Source organism: Xenorhabdus littoralis (assembly GCF_033949345.1).
In the GTDB taxonomy this organism is placed as follows: Bacteria; Pseudomonadota; Gammaproteobacteria; order Enterobacterales; family Enterobacteriaceae; genus Xenorhabdus; species Xenorhabdus littoralis.
This window is the reverse complement of sequence record NZ_VCDP01000181.1, coordinates 1-1106: the sequence shown is the minus strand read 5'-3', so window position 1 is coordinate 1106 and position 1106 is coordinate 1. Positions and strand designations below refer to the sequence as shown.

Annotated in this window: 2 protein-coding genes; both read left to right on the top strand. The window is 53.3% G+C overall.

What is annotated here, in order from left to right; genetic code table 11:
- Positions 1-279 (top strand): DnaB-like helicase C-terminal domain-containing protein (locus FE394_RS19120; RefSeq protein WP_319927903.1); only part of this gene is annotated, 279 nt, incomplete at its 5' end.
- A gap of 3 nt (positions 280-282) precedes the next feature.
- A partial coding sequence (locus tag FE394_RS19115; RefSeq protein WP_319927902.1) for a ParB family protein occupies positions 283-1106 on the top strand: 824 nt, incomplete at its 3' end.

Sequence of the window (1106 nt, the reverse complement as noted above, 5' to 3'; positions counted from 1 at the left end):
GCGCTGTCCCAGCTTAACCGGCAGGTCGAAAACCGTTCCGATAAACGTCCTAACAATGGTGACCTGCGTGATTCCGGTTCACTGGAGCAGGACGCCGACCTGATACTGCATCTCTATCGCGATGAAGTCTATCACCCGGACACACCCGATACGGGTATCGCCGAAATCATTATTGGTAAGCAGCGCCAGGGCCCAACGGGCGCGGTTCGTGTGGGATTTGACGGTCAGTATACGCGGTTTTCGGACTTATCAGCAGACCGTGATGGTTACGGGGGGTAAATGATGGCACGGCAACATCTCAATATGGGCAATGCCCTGTTACAACAAGGGCGCCAGGCCGCGGCGACACTCAGTGAACAACCCCCTGTGTCGGAAATGCCGATGGTACTGACGCTGGATCAACTCCGCCCCAATCCGGATAACCCCCGTACCAGTCGGAATCCGCGTTACGACGATATCAAAGCCTCCATCAAAGCGCGCGGGCTGGATACGGTGCCGAAAGTCACCCGCGATCCGGAAGGTGAAGATGTCTATATCTTCAGCGACGGCGGCAATACCCGCTATCAGATTTTGTCCGAACTGTGGCAGGAAACCGGCGATGAGCGTTTTTATCGTGTTCACTGCCTGTTTAAACCGTGGCCGGGCAGATTGCAGTGTGTTATCGGGCATCTGGCGGAAAATGAACTGCGGGGCGACCTGAGTTTTATTGAAAAAGCATTAGGGATCAGCAAGGCCAGAGCCATTTACGAAGAGCAAAAGCAAAAAAGAATCACCTTGCGTGAATTGTCCGCGCAGCTTAATGCGGCCGGTTTTCCCGTCAGTGCCAGCCATATCAGCCGGATGGAAGATACCGTGCAATACCTCTATCCGTGGATACCTAATTTGCTGGCATCCGGGCTGGGAACCCCCCAGATACGTCCTTTATTGGTGCTGCGTCAGAATGCAGAGGCTGTCTGGCAGCAATATATCTTCAGTATAAACCCGGAACCTGCCGTCACCTTTGATGAAGTCTTTGGTACCTGTTGCCGCAAATTTGATGCACTGGAAGACTGGGCACCGGAGATGTTTCTTGATGAACTGATCGGTGATTTATTGCAGGTACTGCC